Below are 19209 nucleotides of genomic sequence, written 5' to 3'. Positions count from 1 at the left end.
TCACACGATCAGCAGGGGGAGAGGATCAGCCCGAAGCCGCGCAGCAGGTGGACGGCGGCCAGGGCGAGCAGGATGGCAACCAAGCCCGCGCGCAGCGCCACCGGCGGCTTGTCCGCAAGGCGCTGGACGGTCGGAGACCACGTCACCCAGGCGCAGACACCGAGAGCGATCGCAACGAAGAAACCGGTCAGATCGACGGACGAGCACGAGGTGACCTCGCCGTTGTGAGTTTGCGTTGAGGTCTGACTGAGTTTGACGCCGAAACCGAGCAGACCGATGGCCAGACCGACCCAGAACGCGTTGGGGACGGCATTGAGGTTCGGCGTGGTCCGGGAGGGTGCGTTCGGTGACGTCGTCATCGGTCTCATTCCTTCATCGGCGATCTGAAAGCGTTGCGGGGCAGGTTCTGTGGCCACGCTGAGGGCGAGACGCACCAATCGGCCATGTGGTTCCACCGGACCGTGCGAGCGTCGGATCTCGTCCCGATCCGCGGTGGGCGCTCTGTCGATGGGCTGCTGCCGACGAGTATGGTCGGACCATGCCTGCGATCGTCGAAGCCCTGCGTGAAGTTCTGCCCGCCGACGTCCTCGTGACCGACACTGACGTCATCGCGTCCTACGCCCATGACGAGGCCGAGTGGGCGCCGTTCGGCACCCCCGCCGCCGTCGTGCGACCGACGACGTCCGAGCAGGTTCAGCAGGTCGTGCGGGCCTGCCTCCAGCACGATGTCGCCGTCGTGCCGCGGGGCGCCGGAACGGGCCTGTCCGGTGGGGCGAACGCGCTCGACGGCTGCGTCGTCGTCAGCCTCGAGAAGATGAACCGCATCGTCGAGATCAACGCGACGGAGCGCCTGGCGGTCGTGCAGCCCGGCGTCGTCAACGACCACCTGCGCGCCGCTGCGGGCGAGCAGGGCCTGTGGTACCCGCCGGACCCGGCCTCCGCGCCGTGGTCGACGATCGGCGGCAACTGCGCCACCAACGCCGGCGGCCTGTGCTGCGTCAAGTACGGCGTCACACGCGACTACGTCCTCGCCCTCGAAGTCGTCACCGGTACAGGCGAACTCGTGCGCGTGGGACGGCGAACGGCGAAGGGCGTCGTCGGCTACGACCTCGTCGGCCTCATGGTCGGCAGCGAGGGAACACTCGGCATCATCACCGAGATCACCGTCAAGCTGCGCGCGGCCCGCGCACCCGAGACGACGGTCGTCGGGTTCTTCCCGGACGTCGTCTCTGCCGGTGTCGCCGTCCAGGGCGTCGCGGACGCCGGAATCGCTCCCTCCGCACTCGAACTCGTCGACCAGGTGTGCCTCAAGGCTGTGGACGACTGGAAGAACATGGGCCTGCTCGACATGTGCTCCGAGCACCTCGAGGGCAAGAGCGAGGGTAGGGGCGGCGCTGCCGTTCTGCTCGGCCGCATCGACGACCCGGGCGCCGTCGGCGAGCAGGAGGCCACCCGCATGGTCGACGTGTTCACCTCCGCCGGAGCGAGTTTCGCCGCCCGCTCGACGAGCGAGGAGGAAGCGGAGACGTTCTTCGCGGCGCGCCGCCTGGCCTACCCGGCGCTCGAACGCCTCGGCGACACCCTCACCGAAGACGTCTGCGTGCCCAAGGCCGAGGTGCCCGGCATGCTCTCGCGCATCGAGGAGATCGCCGCGAAGCACGACACCGTCATCGCCAACATCGCGCACGCCGGCGATGGCAACCTCCACCCGCTGCTCATCACCGAGCCCGGCGATGACGCCGCCCGCGAACGCGCCCAAGCGGCGTTCGCCGAGATCATCGACGCCGCCCTTGCCGTCGGTGGCACCGTCACCGGCGAGCACGGCGTCGGCCTGCTCAAGATGCCGGGGCTCGAGCAGGAGCAGACGGGTGTCGTCATCGACATGCAGCGCGCGATCAAGCGCGCACTCGACCCGAAGGGCATCTTCAACCCGGGCAAGGTCTTCTCGGCCTGACGGCAAGCCGCGTGCCGGGGGTCACCGCTGGCGCAGCGCGGTCATCTCTCCGACGGCAGGACGTCTCGGCGGGTCACTGAAGCCGAAGCCGCACGCGGTGAGGTCCGTCAGGTTGCCGAGTGGCCGTCCTGTGTAGGTGCCGGAGACGGCCGTGATGACGCGCTCGCCGCGCGCACAGTGGTGCTCGCGGCGGCCGTCGCGTAGGCGTCCGACGGCGTACACCGCGCGAAAGCTCGGCACACCGAGCGACAGGACGCGCAGCATGATCTCGGTGAACCAGGCGAACCCGCGCGTCTCGGTCACGGATGACGGGAGGCGTGAGATGACGGCCCCGCGGCGCGTCGGGCTACCCAGCGTGAGGGTGAGACGTGACAGCGGTGGCCCCTCGACGGGATCGACCTCGACGGCCCATTCCTGCCCCGCCTGCGCGATGCGGACGTCAGCAAGGACGACGTTGTCGATGTCGTGGAGCAGCCGCACGTCGTCGGCGAGGATCTCGCTCTCCACGTAGAGGGTTCGGCAGCCGTCGGCCTCCGCGACGAGCAGGCCGCACCACGAGCCGAACGGTGATTCGTCCCAACACGAGGCGACGAAGCGCTCACCACTCGTCGTGGCGAACGACGCGAGCCGGCCGCGGTAGCGCTGGAGATCCGCGGCGCGGTGACGAGGCAGCGGGATTCGTGATGCGAGTTCACGCATTGGCGCGGCGCCGACGATGGCGCGGCTGGCACGACGGGCACCAGAACAGGTTGCGACCCGCGAACTCCTCGAGCGCAACGGGTGTGCCGCACACCAAACACGGTTGACCGGCCCGGCGGTAGACGTAGACCTCGCCTCCGTGCTTGTCGACGCGCGGCTCGCGCCCCATCGCCTCCGGCGTGTGCTCGGGTCGCACGGTGTCGATTCGACCGTCACGCACACCGAGTGGCATGAGGGCGACGAGGTCGGCCCAGATCGCGTCGAACTCCTCGCGCCGTAGGAACGTGCCGGGCATCTTCGGGTCGATGCCGTGACGGAACAGCACCTCGGCTCGGTAGATGTTGCCGACGCCGGGAAACACCTTCTGATCCATGAGGAGCGCCGCGACGGGCGTGTTCGTGCGTCGCACTCGAGCCCAGGCACGTTCGGGGTCGGCGTCACCGCGCAGGGGATCCGCGCCGAGCTTCGACGTGATCGTGTCGACCTCTTCGGGCGTGCGCAGCTCGCAGACGTTGGGCCCCCGCAGATCCATGACGACGCTGCCGCGCGGATCATCGTCCGTTGCGGAGACACCGAGCCGCCACCGGATGGCGCCCGTCGCCGGCACGTCGGCCGGTTCGATTCCTTCGGTGAAGAAGAACTTGCCGAGCAAGCCGAGATGGATGTTGACGCGCTCGTCCATGCCCTCGAACCCGACGAACATGTGCTTGCCCCACGCCTCGGCCGCGTCGAAGACGCGCCCGTCGATGCGAGCAGCACTGTCGCTAAATCTTCCCTGCGGGGAAGAGGATTCAACGACACGTCCGGAGAACTGGTCGTTGAGAATGCCGGCGATTCGGTGGGTGACGTGGCCTTCGGGCATCAGATGACCTTTCGTGAGCGAGCGAGGCGCGTCATCGCACCCGCCACGCGCCGAGTTCGGGTGGGACGGGGGATCGTTCGGCATCTGTCGTGAAAGCTGGCGCACCGCGGAAGAGTGAGGTGAGCTCAGCGCCCGCGCGGACTCCCGTCGGGAACATGGCACGAGCCGCGCTTCGTCGAATCGTCGCGACGTCGAGGGACGATTCCGTCCGTGTCGCAGCGAGAACGACATTGCCGAACCGACGGCCCTTGAGCACTTCCTGGGCCCCGACGACGACGGCGTGGGGGAGCCGCTCGACGAAGGTTGCCGCGGCTCGGCCGGTCCAGGCGAAGCCCGGCTCGTCGGACAGGTTCGCGAGCAGCACACCGCTCGGCTTGAGCACTCGCGCCACGTCGTCGGCGAACGCGGGGGAGACGAGCTCCGCGGGCACACGCCCGTCCGCAAACGCGTCGAGGACGATGACGTCCGCCGACTCGTCCTTAAGATCGCGCACGCCGGCTGCGCCGTCGACGCCGCGCACACGGATGCGGTGGCTGCGTGGAAGAGGCAGCTCACGGCGCACGGCCTCGGTGAGTTGGGTGTCGGGTTCGAGCACGATCTGCGGTGAGCCGGGGCGCGTGGCTTCGACGTAGCGCGCCAGGGTGAGCCCGGCGCCGCCGACGTGGGTGACCCCGAGCGGTGCGGGAGCCGGCGGCGCGAGAGCGTCGACGAGCATCGCGAAGTGTTGGACGTACTCGAACTCGATGGAGGTCGGGTCGTCCGGGTCGACGTGCGACTGGGGATGGCCGTCGCGCATCACCGTCACGCCGCCGCGATCGTCGCGCAGGAACTCGAAGCGATCGTTCGTCGGTGCGGACGGCGCGGGGTCGGGGGAGGAGCGACGGCGGGCCATGCCCCAACTCTAGGTCGGTGGGCTCGCTTGCCTCGTCCTGCGTCGAGGTCTGGCGCAGCGCAAGCCTGCCCGCGCTACCCGTGGCGGGTCTGTCGGAGGGGCCGGGTGGACACCGTTCTAGGATCAACGCCATGCCACCTCGTCGACGTATCGACCCCGCTGCGGGCCGCGAGGCCGTCCTCACGTGGGCGCTCGACCCCGAGGCCGCGACGCGACCCGTCACCGCGACCGCCGTGCGCTACACGCTCGAGGAGCTGGGCATCCAGGCACCCGGGCGCACGGTCGAAGTGCGTGTTCCGCCGTTCGGGGCTGTGCAGTGCGTCGCGGGCCCGGTGCACACGCGAGGCACCCCGCCGAACGTCACCGAGACCGACGCGGCGACGTGGCTACGCCTCGCGACCGGTCGCCTCACGTGGGCCGAGGCTGCCGCAGGCGGGAAGCTGCGCGTCTCCGGTCAGCGCGCGAATGTTTCTGCCTACCTGCCGATCGTGCCGGTCATCTGACCGTCCGACGCCCCGTTCACCGCTTCCGCGCGCGGCTACTGCGCCACATGACGACGCCGCCCGCCCCCAGCAGGGGACGGGCGGCGTCGTTCGTGCGTCGGGTCAGCGCTTCGAGGCGTCCCAGTGGCGGAACATCGCAGCCTTCGCGGCGTCCTCGCTCGTGAACCACACCTCGGCCTCTGTCTGCTCGTAACCCGGGCTGTCGGGCGTGTGGAACAGCATCGAGTCGGCGTTGCCCTTGATCGTGAACTCGGGCGACGGCGCGGAGCCGTCCTCGTTCGGCTCGGCCGAACCCGGGCCGAACGGGCCGTCCTGCTGGCCCGCCGAGCTCGCGTGGTCGGGCTCGCCGTCGTTCGAGTCACCCTCGTCCGTGCCGGCCACGAGCGTCTGCTCGTCGGACTCCGACTGCGACGACGAAGCCTCGTCGGTGGCGCTCGCGGAGCGGCTCTGCGAGTCGTCCGAGACGTCGGCGGAGGCGGAGAACTCGTCGCTGCTCGTCTCCTGGACCTCGCCGATCTTGGCGGGGGCCGCGTCCTCCGGCGTCTTCGGGGCAACACCGCTGTCCTCGACGACGGCATTGTCGGAGGCGGCGAGCTCGTCGTCCTCACGCTCGAGCTCGACGTCGTCGGCCGACGGCTCCCCGGTGGCACCGGCGTCAGCCGCGTCGCGGGCCTCGGCCGACTCGGCAGCCGACGTGTCGACCTCCGACGATCCGGACGCGTCGCCGCCATTCGCGGCCTGCGCTTCGTCCGACGACGTCGTGTCAGCAGCCTCGGTTGCCGCGTCGGAGTCGTGCGTGCGTCCGGCTGCGACGGCGGCCGCTGCCGCAGCGCCGCCACTCACACCGGCCGCAGCGACAGCCGCGCCCGAGGCGCCTCGCTCGTCCTTCTCGGACGAAGCATCGGCGTCATCGGCGGGGGTCTCGGAAGCGGCCTCGGTGTCAGCCGCGGAAACCTGCTCCGGCTCGGTTTCGGACGACGTGTCGGCGTCGACCGAAGCTGCGTCGCTCTGGCTCGACTCAGCCGCGGCCTCGGTGCTCTCGGAGGCGGGCGCGTCGGGCGTCTCCGCGTTCTGAGCCGGGGCGCTGTCGAGCTGGTCGAGCGGCAGGGGCTCGGTGCCCCAGTCGTCGCCACCCGAGCTCGCGGGTGCTGCCGCAGCGGCCGGAGCCGATGCGGAATCGGAGCTCGAAGACGCAGACTCGGTCGAGTCCTCGGACTCACTCTCGGACGCCGCAGCATCCGGTGCACCTGCAGCGTCCGATGCGGGAGCCTCGTCCTCGACGGCATCCGTGGAGGCGTTGGCAGCTGCGTCGCCCGCGGCGGTGTCGTCGGCTGCCGCGCCCTGCGAGGACGTCTCCGGGGAGGCAGCTTCCGTGTCATCCGACGCCGCGTCGCTCGACGGCTGCTCCGACGCCTCAGCGGGCGACTCGGCCGGCTCGGACTGCGCCGCGGGAGCGTTGTCGAGGTCGGCCAGGGCCGGGGGCTCGGTGTTCCAGTCGTCCCCACCCGAACCACCGGAGCTCGCAGCGGCGGCAGTGGCCGCCGTGGCCGTCGCAGCAGCCGCAGCCGGCGCGACGCTGCTCTTCTCGCCCTCGGACTTCTCGGTCGTTTCCTCAGCGTCGGACTCGTCGCTCGAAGCGGGCTTCGTCTCCTCCGCTGTGGCCTCCTCAGCGGGAGCCTTCGAGTCGGACTCAGCCGACTCGGACGGTGCTTCGCTCGTCGACTGCGTCGAGGTCTCGGCGGACGACGCAGCGGGAGCGCTGTCGAGGTCCTCCAGAGCGGGGGGCTCGGTGGCCCAGTCGTCGCCGCTCGAGCTGGCCGGCGCAGCGGCAGCCGGCTTCTCGTTCGCCTCTGACGACTCCGGGGCCTCACTGGTCTCGGCCTTCGGAGCCTCTGCGTCACTCGGCTCGGCGGGCTTCGTCGCAGCCTTCTCGTCGTTCGCCGGCGCGGCCGGAGCGCTGTCGAGGTCCTCGAGAGCCGGCGGCTCGGTGGCCCAGTCGTCGCCACCCGAGCTCGCGGCGGCGGCAGGCGCGACAGTGGGATCCGTGTCGGTAGCCGCCTCCGAGGAAGCCTGCGTCTCCGCGGGCTTGTCCTCGCTCTTGGCTTCGACAGCGGCCGAGTCGTCGAGGGCCGGGGGCTCGGCATCCCAGTCGTCGCCCGACGAAGCGGCGGCAGGAGCAGCCTCGGCCTTGCTCTCGGACTTCGGCTCGGCAGCCGACGAGTCGTCGAGAGCCGGGGGAGCAGCGTCCCAGTCGTCGCCGGAGGACGCAGCCGGAGCGGCTTCGGTCTCGGCGGGCTTGCTCGCGGTCTTCGCGGACGCGTCGTCCACGGCCGGGGGCTCGGCGTCCCAGTCGTCGCCCGACGAGGCGGCCGGAGCCTCGTCCGTCTTTGCGGTTTCCTTCTCGGCAGCCTTTGCCGAGTCGTCGACGGCGGGCGGGGCTGCGTCCCAGTCGTCGCCGGCCGCCTGCGCCTCGTCGTTCTTCTCGGTGTTGGCCACCGGGGCCGGAGCGGCGTCCCAGTCGTCGGAGCCGGAAGTGTCGTCGTCCTTCGAGGAGGCGGCAGCAGCCGCACCCGCGGCACCGACAGCGCCAGCCGCGGCGGCGGTCTTGCCCTTGCCGTCCTGCTTCTTCGCGTCCTTGCCGGAGATCTCGTCGACCTCGGCCTTCGCAGGCTCGGCCCTGTCGGCGTCCTGCTCGGCCTTCGAACCGGCCGTCTCGATCTCGTCGGACTCCCCGTCCGTTGCCTCGAGGGTCTCCGGCTCCTCCTCGGAGCCGATCTTGTTCTTGCCGCTCACGCCGTGGATGCCGACAGAGCCACCCTTCTTCGGGTCGCGCATCAGCAGCCATGCGATACCCGCCAAGGCGAGGAGCACGACGAGGAGGATCAGCCACTTCATGGTTCGTCCCATCGATGATTGAGCAATGACATACCTACCGGCACCTTACCGCCGGGTCACTTCGCGTGGCTGGCTCCTCGGCGCAGCCGTTTCCTGGGCGTGACGCGGCTGCAGCGCCCGTGCGCCGCGTTGCTACCGTTGGCATCGTGAGATCACGCAACGCGAAGAAGCCCGCCGCCGTCGCCGACCAGCGTCCGGTGCAGGGCGAGGACGGTATCCCGCTCGCACGGGTGAGCCGTTCGCCGCGCATCCTGCCGTTCGTCCTCACGGGCCTTGTGCTGGGTGTCGTCGTCGGTCTCGTCATCGCCATTGCCGGCGGTGAGGGCGGCAACTACACGGAGGGTTCCACCCTCGGTTACTTCGCCCTCCTCTTCGGTGGCATCGGCGCCCTCCTCGGTGGGGTCGGCTTCGCCCTCGCCGACAAGCGCGCCCAGCGCTGACGGCAACGGCGCCCCGAACCTCCGAAGGCCTGAGACCGCCGTCTCAGACGCTCGTCCGCACCGGATAGCCGGCGCGTGAAACAATGACGCGGTGACACGCGGTGACGGAAAACTCACGCACGATCTCCTCCCCGGCGAGAAGGGGCCGCAGGACGCTTGTGGCGTCTTCGGCGTCTGGGCCCCCGGCGAGGACGTCGCGAAGCTGACCTACTACGGGCTGTACGCCCTGCAGCACCGCGGGCAGGAGTCCGCGGGCATCGCCACGAGCGACGGGCGAAGCATCCTCGTCTACAAGGACATGGGCCTCGTCTCCCAGGTATTCGACGAGACGAACCTCGCCTCCCTCAAGGGCCACCTCGCCATCGGTCACTGCCGGTATTCGACGACCGGCGGTTCGACGTGGGAGAACGCCCAGCCGACGCTCGGTGACACGGCCAAGGGCACGGTCGCGCTCGCGCACAACGGCAACCTCATCAACTCCGCCGAACTGCGCGAGACGCTCGAGGACATCCACGGCGAGCTGGGCAACACCCAGGGCGAACTGCGTCGCGGCAACACCACCGACACGGCCCTCGTGACGACGCTGCTCGGCTCGCACCCCGAACTCTCCCTCGAGGAGACCGCGCTCAAGGTGCTCCCGCAGCTGCGTGGTGCGTTCTGCTTCACCTTCATCGACGAGAACACGCTGTACGCCGCGCGCGACCCCCAGGGCATCCGCCCGCTCGTCATCGGTCGCCTCGACCGCGGCTGGGTCGTCGCGAGCGAGACGGCCGCGCTCGACATCGTGGGCGCCAGCTTCGTGCGCGAGGTCAACCCCGGCGAGATGATCGCCATCGACTCCGACGGCCTGCGTTCGACGATGTTCGCCAAGCCCGAGCCGAAGGGCTGCGTCTTCGAGTACGTCTACCTCGCCCGCCCCGACACGACGATCAGCGGTCGTGAGGTCTACGAGAGCCGCGTCGAGATGGGCCGTCAGCTGGCCCGCGAGTTCCCCGTGGACGCCGACATGGTCATGCCGACGCCCGAATCCGGCACGCCGGCGGCCATCGGCTACGCCGAGGAATCCGGCATCCCCTACGGCATGGGCCTCGTGAAGAACGCCTACGTCGGGCGCACCTTCATCGCGCCGAGCCAGACGATCCGTCAGCTCGGCATCCGCCTCAAGCTCAACCCGCTCAAGCCGATCATCAAGGGCAAGCGCCTCGTCGTCGTCGACGACTCGATCGTGCGCGGCAACACCCAGCGTGCGCTCGTGCGGATGCTGCGCGAAGCCGGTGCCCTGGAGGTGCACGTGCGCATCTCCAGCCCGCCCGTGCGCTGGCCCTGCTTCTACGGCATCGACTTCGCCACGCGTGCCGAGCTCATCGCGAACGGTGCCAACGTCGAGGAGATCTGCACGTCGATCGGTGCCGACTCCCTCGGCTACATCAGCCCCGAGGGCATGATGGCGGCCACCCAGCAGGAGCCGGAGAACCTGTGCTCCGCGTGCTTCACCGGCGAATACCCGGTCGAGCTGCCGTCGTCCGACCGCCTCGGCAAGAACCTGCTGGAACTGCAGCTTCCCGTCGAGTTCGCCGGGGCCGACCCCACCGACGTCGGCACGGCCGACCTCGCCCGCACCAACCCCGACGGCGTCTCGCCGCTGGCCGGTGGCGGCGCGGTCGACCCGTCCCGCATCTCGCACTGACCGCCGACACGCCCCCACGAAGGACGAACGACACATGACGCAGAACGAGGCCATCACCTACGCCGGAGCCGGTGTGGACGTCGAAGCCGGTGACAAGGCCGTCGAGCTCATGAAGGAGTCGGTCAAGCGTGCGCAGCGCCCCGAGGTCCTCGGCGGCCTGGGCGGGTTCGCCGGGCTGTTCGACGCCTCGGTGCTCGGCGGAATGATGCACCCGATCCTCGCGACGTCGACCGACGGTGTGGGCACGAAGGTGGCCATCGCGCAGGCACTCGACAAGCACGACACGATCGGGTTCGACCTCGTCGGCATGGTCGTCGACGACATCGTCGTGTGCGGCGCGGAACCGCTCTACATGACCGACTACATCGCCACCGGCAAGGTCGTTCCCGAACGCATCGCCGCGATCGTCTCCGGCATCGCTGCCGCGTGCCGCCAGGCCAATGTCGCTCTCATCGGCGGCGAGACGGCCGAACACCCGGGCCTGCTCGCCGAGGACGAGTACGACGTCGCGGGCGCCGCCACCGGCGTCGTCGACAAGAAGGACCTCATCCTGCCCGAGTCCGTGCGTGAGGGTGACGTCGTTCTGGGCCTCGCCTCGAGCGGCATCCACTCCAACGGGTACTCGCTCGTGCGCAAGGTCTTCTCCAGCGCCGGTTGGGGCTACAACAAGAACGTCGAGGAGTTCGGCCGCACGCTGGGGGAGGAGCTGCTCGAACCGACGCGCGTGTACGCCGCCGACCTCCTGCGCCTCATCCGCACGGACGGCGTCGACATCCACGCCCTCTCCCACGTCACGGGCGGTGGGCTCGCGGCCAACGTGGCGCGCGTCCTGCCCAAGGGCATGGGTGCACGCATCGAGCGTGCTACGTGGACGCCGCCCGCGGTCTTCGACGTCGTCCAGCGCGTCGGCAACGTGCCGCAGAGCGACCTCGAGCGCACGCTCAACATGGGTGTCGGCTTCGTGGCCGTGCTGCCCGCGGAGCAGGCCGCCACGGCCGTCGAGGTCTGTGAAGAGATGAACCTGCCGGCGTGGCGCATGGGCGAGATCGTCGCCACCGATCGCCTCGACGCCGCCGAAGCCGAGGTGGTCTCCGGCGCCAAGGGCGTCGACGCGGGCGCCTGTCAGATCGTCGGCGACTACGCCTGAGCTTGTCGCGGCCGACGCCGACCTGCCGCTTCCACCGAGGGGCGAAAGCGGACGGCGTCGGACGTGACGAGGGCATGACGAATGCCTCCGACCCCGAAGGGTGGGAGGCATTCGTTCACATCAACTCAGATGCGGGTTGAGCTACGAGAGGTGGACGCTCAACGGTCGCCCGACGCCCACGTGTCGTACTCGTCGTACTCGTCGCCGTCGTTCACTCGGTCAGCCGACGAGTCTCGAGCGTCCGACGTGCTGCGCGAAGCGCGCAGTTCACGCTCCAGCGCCCTCAGGTCGGTGTCCGGAGTCGAGTACTTGAGCTCGCGAGCAACCTTGGTCTGCTTGGCTTTGGCCCGGCCGCGCCCCATGGCGAGACCCCCTCTGTGTTTGCCAGGGCGGCCCCCATCGGTCCATGCACGCGGCATCGACCTCAGGAGGAGGGCCCTGGGGATCCTAAGTTTCTGTCGTGGGGGTAACGCTACCTCAGAACAGGGCCGGAACGCCCATCGGGTCGCCCGTCTAGGACGCGCTCTGACCGCGTCAGCCCGGCGCTGACGCGGTGGTTCGCCCTGCGCGAACGCGCCGGTGGGTCAGCGGGGGTCGTCCTTGGTGCGCTTGCGCATGACGAGGAACGTTCCCGCGACCGCCGCAGCAGCCGCCACGGTGCCTCCGATGACGAACAGGGGCATGTTGTCGCCGGGCTCGTCCGTGGTCGGGGTCGACGGGCCCTTCACCGTCGACGAGGACGCGGGGGAGCTGGGGTCGACGGGCTTGAGGGTGCCCGGCGCCTCGGAGCCGTTGGAGGTGCCCGTCGACGTCGAGGAGTTCGCCGCGCCCTTGAGCGTGAACGAGTACGAACCGCTGATGGGGTGACCGTCGGAGGAGGTGACCCGCCACGTCACGGCGTACGTGCCGTTGCCGGTCGGCTCGAACGGCACCGTCACGCGCTGACCGTCCGCCTTCGGCGTCCCCTGCTTGGTCTTGCCGTCCGGCCCCTTGACGGCGATCTGGCTGCCCACGTCGAGCACGGGCGCACTGAACGTCAGTGTCAGCCGCTGCGGAGCCGACGTGACGGTGGTGCCGGCGGCCGGCTGAGCACCCGTGAGGGAGTCGTGCGCGGACGCGGCGGGGGCGCTCGCGAGAGCGATGAGCGCTGCGGCGCCGGGGATGAGGGCGCGAGAGGTACGTGCGGTCATGCCCCCATTGTGGCGCGGCGGCGCAGAGTATGGGCTTCCGGGCCTAGTGTTGCGTGTCATGGTGGAGCGCTACACGACGATCGCCCGCGCCGTGCAGGCCGAGATCGAGGCCAAGAGGTCACGTTTCCTGTGCGACCTCGTGCCGGTGGCGAGCGAGGACGAGGCTCGTGCCGTCGTCGAGAGGGCTCGCAAGGAGCACTGGGACGCCCGCCACCACTGCAGCGCGTTCGTGCTCGGGCCGGCCGCCGACATTCGGCGCTCCAACGACGACGGTGAGCCCTCCGGCACGGCAGGTACCCCGATGCTCGACGTGCTCACCGGCGCCGACCTGACGGACGTCGTCGCCGTCGTCACCCGGTGGTTCGGCGGCACGTTGCTCGGCACGGGCGGCCTCGTCAAGGCCTACTCCGACGCCGTGCGGGCGGCGCTCGACGAGGCGCATCTCGTCCACTACGAGCGGCAGGTGCGACTGACCTGCCAGGTGACTCTCGCGGACGTCGGGCGCGTGGAGAACGCGCTGCGCGCGGCGGGTTTCGTCGTCGCCGACGTCGACTACGCCACGCACGCGGCGGCCGGGTGCGCCGGCCTGGAGGTCGCTGCACCGTCGGATGCGCTGGGGCGCGCCGACGCGGCTTTGGCGGAACTCACGTCCGGCGAGGCGTCGTTCGAGCGGGTCGGGCAGACCTGGGCGGCGAAGGGCTGACCAGCGGTCCGCCCGCCCGCGCGGACACCCGAGGGAAGTGCAGGTGAGACGAGGGTGGCGCCTGGCGTCGGCGTGGGGGAAGGTGAAGGCATGAGCACGCCCAAGCTGAGCACCCAAGAAACGTACGATCTCGACCGCGCGCACGTGTTCCACTCGTGGTCCGCGCAGGGATCCCTCGACCCGATGGTCGTCACGCGCGCGCAGGGGACGCGCCTGTGGGACGGCGACGGCAACGAGTACCTCGACTTCACCGGCCAACTCGTCTTCACGAACATCGGCCACCAGCATCCGCGCGTGGTCGAGGCGATCCAGGAGCAGGCGGCCACGCTGTGCACCATTGGCCCGAGCAACGCCAACGACCGTCGTTCGCAGCTCGCGTCGATGATCTCCGACCTGCTGCCCGACAACCTCAACAAGGTTTTCTTCACCAACGGTGGCACCGAGGCCAACGAGCACGCCGTGCGCATGGCCCGTGAGTCCACCGGTCGGCGCAAGCTGCTTTCTGCCTACCGCAGCTACCACGGGGCGACGGCGCAGTCGATCCACCTCACCGGTGAGCAGCGCCGCTTCGCCAACGACAAGGGCGCGAGCGAGGTCGTGCACTTCTTCGGCCCGTTCCTCTACCGCAGCGAGTTCTTCGCCGAGAGCCCCGAGCAGGAGTGCGAGCGCGCCCTCGCCCACCTCGAGCGCACCATCCAGATGGAATCTCCCGACGCGTTCGCGGCCCTCGTGCTCGAGCCCGTCATCGGTTCGGCGGGCATCATTCCGCCGCCGGCCGGCTACCTCGAGGGCGTTCGCGAGATCTGTGACCGCTACGGCATCGTCTTCATCGCCGACGAGGTCATGGCCGGCTTCGGCCGTACCGGAAAGTGGTTCGGCCACCAGCACGCCGACGTCGTGCCCGACCTCATCACGTTCGCCAAGGGCGTCAACTCCGGTTACGTGCCGCTCGGCGGCGTCGTCATCAGCGACGCCATTGCCGGACACTTCGACGAGCGCGCCTACCCGGGCGGCCTGACGTACTCCGGTCACCCGCTCGCCTGCGCTGCCGGCGTCGAGACGATCGCCACGATGAAGGACGAGGGCATCGTCGACAACGCCCGCCGCATCGGCGAGGACGTGCTCGGCCCGGGGCTGGCAAAGCTCGCCGAGACTCACGGCATCGTCGGTGACGCGCGCGGCGTCGGCGTCTTCTGGGCCCTGGAGCTCGTCGAGGACGCGGAGACGAAGAAACCCGCCACGGAGGCTGTCGCCACGGTGGCTGCCGCTGCGAAGAAGAACGGCCTGCTCGTCATCGCCGCGGGCAACCGCCTGCACATCGTGCCGCCGTGCACCGTGAGCGACGACGAGATCTCGACGGCGCTTTCGATTCTCGACGAGGCGCTCGGCTCGCTGGGCTGACGCTCGCTCGACGGTTCTGCGCCGTCTCGTGCCCTTCGGGGTGCGGGGCGGCGCAGTTCGTCGTCCCGGGGAGCGTCGAGCGTGGAGAGGTCGTCGGGCAAGACCTTGGGGAAACGGAGAAGCCCCCGAGTGTGAACTCGGGGGCTTCCTCGGTGGAGCGTGGCCAGAGACGGGGTCGAACCGCCGACCTAGCGATTTTCAGTCGCTCGCTCTACCAACTGAGCTATCTGGCCCTTGGGAAAGGGATGGCGACCCCGACGGGACTCGAACCCGCGACCTCCGCCGTGACAGGGCGGCGCGCTAACCAACTGCGCTACGGGGCCTTGGAATAAGGCCGATTTGTGCTGGTATCCCCAACGGGATTCGAACCCGTGCCGCTGCCGTGAAAGGGCAGTGTCCTAGGCCGCTAGACGATGGGGACATGCGCAAATCATCGAGCTTTGCTTTGCGATCTTCACCTCTCGGCGCCGCTCGAACTTGCGTAACTTTAGTACACGTCTCGGGGGCATTGCAAAACGGCCCGATCTGCCCGGAATCTCAGGGAATCTCCTTGCGAGCGAACGCCCGGACGCGGTCGGCCGGCCACGTCGTGATGACCCGTTCAAGGGGTACGTCGAGCCGCTCGATGCGTTCGGCGCCGTAGGCGAGGAAGTCGAGCTGGCCGGGGGCGTGGGCGTCGGAGTCGAGCGAGAAGTAGCACCCGGCGTCGAGAGCCTCACGGATGAGGTCGTCCGGCGGGTCACAGCGCTCGGGGCGCGCGTTGATCTCGACGGCGACACGGTGCTCGGCGCACGCCGCAAAGACCGCCTTCGAATCGAACGTCGACGGCGGCCTCGTGCCGCGCTCACCCTCGACGAGGCGGCCCGTGCAGTGCCCGAGGATCGTCGTCGCGGGGTTCTCGATCGCCCCGAGCATCCGCTTCGTCATGGCTGCCGGGCCGGAGCGCAGCTTGGAGTGCACGGACGCGACACGGACGTCGAGCTTGGCGAGTATCTCGTCGCTCTGGTCGAGGCTGCCGTCGTCCTTGATGTCCACCTCGATGCCCTTGAGCAGTTCGAAGTCGGTTCCGGTGGAGGCCACAGCGTCGTTGAGGGCTTCGATGACGCCGAGCTGCTTCGTGAGGCGTTCGGCCGACAGGCCGTTCGCGACGCGCAGCGAGGGCGAGTGGTCGGTGAGCACGAGGTACTCGCGTCCGAGGCCGATGGCGGCCATGACCATCTCGTCGATGGGGGAGCCACCGTCACTCCAGTCGGAGTGGCTGTGGCAATCGCCCCGCACGGCCTTCATAACGTCCTGCCCGCCCTCGACGAGGAACTCCGGGCTCGACTCCTCCAAGGTGGCGAGGTACTCGGGCGTCTCGCCGTCGAGTGTCTGCGTGATGACGGCGAGCGTCGTCTTGCCGATACCGGAAACGTCGCCGAGCGTGCCCGCGGCGTGTCGGGCGCGCACCTCGTCGTCCGACAGCTTCGCGAGGGCGCGTGAAGCCCCTCGGAAGGCCTTGACGCGGTACGTTCCGGCGCGTCGGCGCTCGAGGAGGAAGGCGATGCGATCGAGCGCCTCACGGGGGGTGGGCACGGTGTCCATGCGAGTGAGCCTACGTGGGGTGCAAGCCCCCGCCGGGTCGTCTGCCTCGGCGCGGACGGGCCACTCACGCTCGGGCAGGCACAATGGGTGCGTGAGATCGTGGTCCCTTGTCATCGTCATCGTCGTGCTCTGCGCGCTGGTCGTGTACCTGCGCAGCAAGATGCGCGAGGGCGTGACCCGGTGGGCTGCCGAGCGCCTCGGCGGGGGAGCAGCACGCGCTAGCGCGAAGGCACTCCTGTGGTACGGATCGGCCAGTGCTGCGGCGATTGCCGTCCTCATCGCCGGTTACGTTGTCGCGCGCGCAGGTGGGTCCGTGGCGTACCTGCGGTTCGTCGCAGCGTTCCTCGTTTTCGTGCTCTTCGTCCCGGTGGCGACGCTCGGCGCCCCGAAGCTCACCAAATGGCAGAAGAACTTCGGGCGACGCCTGCACGAAGCAGGCGCCGCCCGAGAGGCCGCGGAGGTGTTCGCGCGCGTGGCGCGCGTCTTCTCAGTGGTCGGTGTTCTGTGCGGCGTCGGCGCCGTTCTCCTGGTCGCTCACCACACGCCGTGACGGGTCGCCCGCCTCGATCTGAGTGGACTGCGACGTGGAGCTCTGCTCGTTCGAGCCGAGCGGGTTCGCGAGCGTCGACTCGAGGGCGGGCTTCGGCATGGCCTTCTCCTGAAGCTTCGCCGTCGAGTTCTGGATCGCCTTCGTCACCCAGGGGCCGGCGAGGCTGACGACGGCCGCGCCGGCCGCCATCCACAGGCGCGGGTTACGCACGCCGCGCTTGACGAGCATCTTCTCGACGGTCTTGTCGACGCGCAGCGCGAGGCCCGACGTCACGAGCGCCATGCCGGCCGACGAGGCCGAGACGAGGTTGGCGCCTGCGCGCGAGGCGGGGCGGCCGTCGACGAGGTTGATCGTGTCGTCGGTCTTGCCGGCGATCTGGGATCGCGCCGGGCGACGGTCACCCGCGACGGCGGCACCTACGGCCGTCAGGGTGTTCGACATCGCGACGCCGCGACGCACCCAGCGGGGGAAGCGGGCGGGCCGGATGTAGGTCGTCGCCGCAGCGGTGAGAGCCGTGACGGCGGCTTGGCCGAACTGGGATTCGAGTGCGGGCACGGAGAATCGAGGCATGGTGTCAGCCTAGTTCGCGCGAGTGCCCGCGCAAGCGTCAGTTGGCGTGCGTGGTGCGTGAGAGGAGGCGCTTCGCCCCGACGGCGAGGACGAACGCGAGCGTGGTGGCGGCGAGCGTCACCTTGAACGCGGGGGCGACGCCGCCTTCGTCGACGAGGCGACCGGCGAGGGCGGCGCCTGTCGCGTAACCGAGACCGGTGGCGCCGGCGAGCAGCGTCATCGCCGTAGCTGTGCGCGAACGGTGCGTGATGAGTTCGCCGAGCGTGAACGTCGTGATCATGTACGGCGCGATGGCGAAACCGAGGATGACGAGCTCTGCGGCGAGCAGCGTGAGGTTGTCGACGGCGAGCAGCGGCAGGGAGAGAATCCACATCGCTGTGGCGAACAGGAGCAGACGCTTGGGGTGGTTCGGCGCCTTCGTCAGGCGGCCGAGGGCGATTCCGGCGCTCACCGAACCGATGCCGAGCAACGCGTGGAACAGACCCGAGCTCTCGGGGTGCCCGGCGAGTTGAGTGAGCAGCGTCGTGCCCGTCTGGATCGAGCCGAACAGGTTGCCGATGAAGAACTGCGCGGCGACGAGGACCGTGAAGGCCGCGGTCCACAGCGGGGCCTTCGACGTGCCGACGGGCGTCGGCGCGAAGCGGCTGCTCGGGTGGCGGGCGAACTGGATGCCAAAGAGGCCGAGTAGCACGGCGGCGGCGAGGAGAGGCGCCCACGTGCCGAGAGCTGCCGCGGCGGCGCCGACGAGCACCGGGCCGACGACGAAGGACGCTTCGTCGGCTGCACCCTCGTAGGAGAAAGCGGTGCCGACGAGCCGGTCGTCGGCCTTGCGACCCACGATGATGGGGCGCCACCGTACACGGGCCAACTGGCCGACCTGCGGCAGGACGAACCCGGTGAGGGCAGCGACGACGGCAGTGGCGACCCAGTGAAGGTCGAAGTAGCGCGTGGCCACGGTGGCGAACAGACCGATCGTGCCCGCCACGCACTGGAACATGAGGACGCGCGACTGGCCGTGACGGTCGGTGAGCGACCCGAACCAAGGGGCGCCGATCGCGTTGCAGACGGCGAGCGCGCCCGCGCAGATTCCGGCCTGGGTGTAGGACTTCGTCGTCGTCGCGACGAGCAGCAGCGTGCCGAGCTGGGACATGGCCAGGGGCAGGCGTGCGATGAAGGCGACGACGATGTAGCGGTACCCGGTCAGCCCGAATAGCCCTGAATAACCCACTGCCGTACTCACCGCGCAAGTGTACGGGCGCGGACGACGGGGGCCGTCACCCTCGGGTGCCGCCTTGAGGGTGCTGAACGCAAGAAGGGGTGGATTCTTCCCTTCTTGCATCGAAACGACGGCCTTGGGCACACAAAGGGAAGAAATCGTCCCTTCGCGTGCGGACGTTCTCGCTCAGCGCGGCGAACCCCACTGATCGCCGAGGCCGCGCTACTGATTCGGAGGTGGGGCGTAGGCGCCCTGGTGCGGCGGAGCGTCGTGCCACTGGGGTGGGTAGCTTGGCCCGCCGTGCGCGCCGTCCCAGGCCTGACGCTGCTCGGGCGTTTCCCACCCGCGCTCCTCCGGGGTGCCCTGTGACATCCCGGAGTGACCGACGTTCGGCGGCACAGGGCTCGCGTTGATCTGCTCGACGTAGCGCTTCGCCGCGCCCCACCCGGCGATGGACTCGTCGTGACGACGGTCGTCCACCGTCACCCGGACCGGCACGCGCGCTCCGCCGAGGCTGCGCACGAGCAACACCGGGAGCGCGAAGAGCCACTGCAGCAGACACTCCGCGAGGAAGAACGGCAGGATGAGCAGCGCTGGCACGAGCCAGGGCAGCACGAGAATGAACATGAAGCAGCCAATGGCGGCCGAGATCGGGTCGTCACCGCCAGTGCGGCCGTCCGTCGGTACGCGGTCCCACAACCTCGCGTTGAGCGCGCGCGTTCGGCTACGCCACGGCAGCCACAACCGGCGCGCCTTGTGCCTCTGAGCCACGTCGTCCCTCCCTGTCATCGAGCACGAGCAACCTGGTGTGGCCCTCGCGATCTGGTTCAGCCTAGGTCCGACGCAGCCGAACGCTCGTCGGCCCCACGATGTGGTGGGCGTCCCCGACCGCGTCGGCCCCCGGGCCGGCTGAAAT

19 protein-coding genes and 3 tRNA genes are annotated in these 19209 nt (G+C 69.7%); 8 read left to right on the top strand and 14 right to left on the bottom strand.

Translation table 11 applies throughout. From position 1 onward, the window contains the following. Positions 1-8: 8 nt before the first annotated feature. On the bottom strand, positions 9-359 hold the full coding sequence (locus tag IM689_RS06730; protein WP_193643403.1) for a hypothetical protein: 351 nt from the start codon (positions 357-359) through the stop codon (positions 9-11). Positions 360-538: 179 nt separating this feature from the next. On the opposite strand from IM689_RS06730, the gene IM689_RS06725 reads away from it, so the two are divergent. Then, the gene (locus tag IM689_RS06725) at positions 539-1954 is read left to right on the top strand and encodes an FAD-binding oxidoreductase (RefSeq protein WP_193643402.1); all 1416 of its coding nucleotides are present in this window, start codon (positions 539-541) and stop codon (positions 1952-1954) included. 21 nt (positions 1955-1975) lie between these two features. Here IM689_RS06725 and IM689_RS06720 read toward each other — a convergent pair whose 3' ends face one another. Genes IM689_RS06720 through IM689_RS06710 form a run of 3 tightly spaced genes read right to left on the bottom strand, consistent with a single transcriptional unit; the run spans position 1976 to position 4407 of the window. Further along, the gene (locus IM689_RS06720; protein WP_193643401.1) at positions 1976-2653 is read right to left on the bottom strand and encodes a hypothetical protein; all 678 of its coding nucleotides are present in this window, start codon (positions 2651-2653) and stop codon (positions 1976-1978) included. Continuing rightward, complete coding sequence (locus tag IM689_RS06715; protein WP_193643400.1) at positions 2646-3515, bottom strand: Fpg/Nei family DNA glycosylase; 870 nt, start codon at positions 3513-3515, stop codon at positions 2646-2648. Before IM689_RS06715 ends, IM689_RS06720 begins: the two co-directional genes overlap by 8 nt. Before the next feature lie 31 nt (positions 3516-3546). Then, the gene (locus IM689_RS06710) at positions 3547-4407 is read right to left on the bottom strand and encodes a spermidine synthase (RefSeq protein ID WP_193643399.1); all 861 of its coding nucleotides are present in this window, start codon (positions 4405-4407) and stop codon (positions 3547-3549) included. Between the two features lie 131 nt (positions 4408-4538). Between IM689_RS06710 and IM689_RS06705 the strand changes: the two genes are divergently transcribed. After that, complete coding sequence (locus IM689_RS06705) at positions 4539-4910, top strand: sterol carrier family protein (RefSeq protein WP_193643398.1); 372 nt, start codon at positions 4539-4541, stop codon at positions 4908-4910. A gap of 102 nt (positions 4911-5012) precedes the next feature. Here IM689_RS06705 and IM689_RS06700 read toward each other — a convergent pair whose 3' ends face one another. Then, positions 5013-7805 (bottom strand): sunset domain-containing protein, encoded by a 2793-nt coding sequence (locus IM689_RS06700; RefSeq protein ID WP_193643397.1) that lies wholly within the window; start codon positions 7803-7805, stop codon positions 5013-5015. 146 nt (positions 7806-7951) lie between these two features. On the opposite strand from IM689_RS06700, the gene IM689_RS06695 reads away from it, so the two are divergent. From IM689_RS06695 to purM, 3 genes are all read left to right on the top strand, one after another. Continuing rightward, positions 7952-8245 carry a hypothetical protein gene (locus IM689_RS06695; protein WP_193643396.1) on the top strand — a complete coding sequence of 98 codons (294 nt, stop codon included), beginning with the start codon at positions 7952-7954 and terminating at the stop codon, positions 8243-8245. 91 nt (positions 8246-8336) lie between these two features. Further along, on the top strand, positions 8337-9932 hold the full coding sequence (gene purF / locus IM689_RS06690) for an amidophosphoribosyltransferase (protein ID WP_118913416.1): 1596 nt from the start codon (positions 8337-8339) through the stop codon (positions 9930-9932). Positions 9933-9966: 34 nt separating this feature from the next. Further along, the gene (gene purM / locus IM689_RS06685; RefSeq protein WP_193643395.1) at positions 9967-11079 is read left to right on the top strand and encodes a phosphoribosylformylglycinamidine cyclo-ligase; all 1113 of its coding nucleotides are present in this window, start codon (positions 9967-9969) and stop codon (positions 11077-11079) included. Positions 11080-11237: 158 nt separating this feature from the next. On the opposite strand, the gene IM689_RS06680 is transcribed toward purM, so the two are convergent. Next, complete coding sequence (locus IM689_RS06680) at positions 11238-11441, bottom strand: DUF3073 domain-containing protein (protein ID WP_047312377.1); 204 nt, start codon at positions 11439-11441, stop codon at positions 11238-11240. A 222-nt stretch (positions 11442-11663) separates the two neighbouring features. Beyond that, positions 11664-12269, bottom strand: coding sequence for a copper resistance CopC family protein (locus IM689_RS06675; RefSeq protein WP_193643394.1), 606 nt, complete (start codon positions 12267-12269; stop codon positions 11664-11666). A 58-nt stretch (positions 12270-12327) separates the two neighbouring features. Between IM689_RS06675 and IM689_RS06670 the strand changes: the two genes are divergently transcribed. Then, the gene (locus IM689_RS06670) at positions 12328-12972 is read left to right on the top strand and encodes a YigZ family protein (RefSeq protein WP_193643393.1); all 645 of its coding nucleotides are present in this window, start codon (positions 12328-12330) and stop codon (positions 12970-12972) included. Between the two features lie 90 nt (positions 12973-13062). After that, positions 13063-14373 (top strand): aspartate aminotransferase family protein, encoded by a 1311-nt coding sequence (locus IM689_RS06665; RefSeq protein ID WP_193643392.1) that lies wholly within the window; start codon positions 13063-13065, stop codon positions 14371-14373. A 160-nt stretch (positions 14374-14533) separates the two neighbouring features. Here the strand turns inward: IM689_RS06665 and IM689_RS06660 are convergent. The 4 genes from IM689_RS06660 to IM689_RS06645 form a co-directional block, all read right to left on the bottom strand. Beyond that, positions 14534-14606, bottom strand: a tRNA-Phe gene (locus tag IM689_RS06660). Between the two features lie 13 nt (positions 14607-14619). Then, positions 14620-14696, bottom strand: a tRNA-Asp gene (locus IM689_RS06655). Positions 14697-14718: 22 nt separating this feature from the next. After that, positions 14719-14794, bottom strand: a tRNA-Glu gene (locus IM689_RS06650). A gap of 116 nt (positions 14795-14910) precedes the next feature. Beyond that, positions 14911-15957 carry a PHP domain-containing protein gene (locus IM689_RS06645; RefSeq protein WP_193643391.1) on the bottom strand — a complete coding sequence of 349 codons (1047 nt, stop codon included), beginning with the start codon at positions 15955-15957 and terminating at the stop codon, positions 14911-14913. 91 nt (positions 15958-16048) lie between these two features. Here IM689_RS06645 and IM689_RS06640 point away from each other — a divergent pair, with 91 nt between their 5' ends. Beyond that, positions 16049-16507 carry a hypothetical protein gene (locus IM689_RS06640; RefSeq protein ID WP_193643390.1) on the top strand — a complete coding sequence of 153 codons (459 nt, stop codon included), beginning with the start codon at positions 16049-16051 and terminating at the stop codon, positions 16505-16507. Here IM689_RS06640 and IM689_RS06635 read toward each other — a convergent pair. The 3 genes from IM689_RS06635 to IM689_RS06625 form a co-directional block, all read right to left on the bottom strand. Then, positions 16445-17077 carry a hypothetical protein gene (locus IM689_RS06635; RefSeq protein WP_193643389.1) on the bottom strand — a complete coding sequence of 211 codons (633 nt, stop codon included), beginning with the start codon at positions 17075-17077 and terminating at the stop codon, positions 16445-16447. The two genes, IM689_RS06640 and IM689_RS06635, sit on opposite strands and share 63 nt — an antisense overlap. Positions 17078-17114: 37 nt before the next feature. Continuing rightward, complete coding sequence (locus IM689_RS06630) at positions 17115-18317, bottom strand: MFS transporter (protein ID WP_319803825.1); 1203 nt, start codon at positions 18315-18317, stop codon at positions 17115-17117. 198 nt (positions 18318-18515) lie between these two features. Further along, positions 18516-19064 (bottom strand): hypothetical protein, encoded by a 549-nt coding sequence (locus tag IM689_RS06625; protein ID WP_193643387.1) that lies wholly within the window; start codon positions 19062-19064, stop codon positions 18516-18518. Positions 19065-19209: the final 145 nt, after the last annotated feature.

Origin of the sequence: Dermacoccus barathri (genome assembly GCF_015070805.1) — a bacterium.
Lineage (GTDB): Bacteria > Actinomycetota > Actinomycetes > Actinomycetales > Dermatophilaceae > Dermacoccus > Dermacoccus abyssi.
The sequence above is the reverse complement of the archived record's forward strand: the minus strand, read 5'-3'. Positions and strand labels throughout refer to the sequence as shown.